2 protein-coding genes are annotated in these 445 nt (G+C 66.7%); both read right to left on the bottom strand.

Features of this window, described 5'->3' with window-relative positions; genetic code table 11:
* Positions 1-333: amino acid kinase family protein (locus tag EKO23_RS24890; protein WP_484213842.1), on the bottom strand; the 333-nt coding region annotated here is incomplete at its 3' end.
* Positions 334-343: 10 nt separating this feature from the next.
* Positions 344-445: hypothetical protein (locus EKO23_RS24885; protein WP_134721277.1), on the bottom strand; the 102-nt coding region annotated here is incomplete at its 5' end.

The raw sequence follows: 445 nt of genomic DNA, 5'->3' as shown, positions 1-445 counted from the left end.
GTCGACCTCGACCATCGTCAGGATCGTCGCGAACCGTTCCGTGGTCGGGAAGACGTTGGTCAGCTCCTGCTCCAGGATGTAGGCGATCATCCCTTGGGTCTGGGCACCGAGCACGTCCAGCGTGGACGGCTCGGCGTCCGTGTAGGCGGCAGCCTGCAGCGCCAGCAGACCGACCTGTGGACCGTTGCCATGGGAGATCACCAGCTCGTGGTCGGCCGCGATCTGCGCCAGCGCCGGGGCCGCCCTCGACACGTTCCGGCGCTGCACGTCCGTCGTCATCGGCTCACCGCGCTGCAACAGGGCATTTCCGCCGAGGGCCACCACCACGCGCATGACGTCGTCCTCAGGATCCCAGTGTGGCGACCATGACGGCCTTGATCGTGTGCAGCCGGTTCTCGGCCTGGTCGAAGACGATCGAGTGCTCCGACTCGAACACGTCGTCCGT

Origin of the sequence: Nocardioides guangzhouensis (genome assembly GCF_004519545.1) — a bacterium.
GTDB classification, from domain to species: Bacteria; Actinomycetota; Actinomycetes; order Propionibacteriales; family Nocardioidaceae; genus Nocardioides; species Nocardioides guangzhouensis.
The sequence above is the reverse complement of the archived record's forward strand: the minus strand, read 5'-3'. Positions and strand labels throughout refer to the sequence as shown.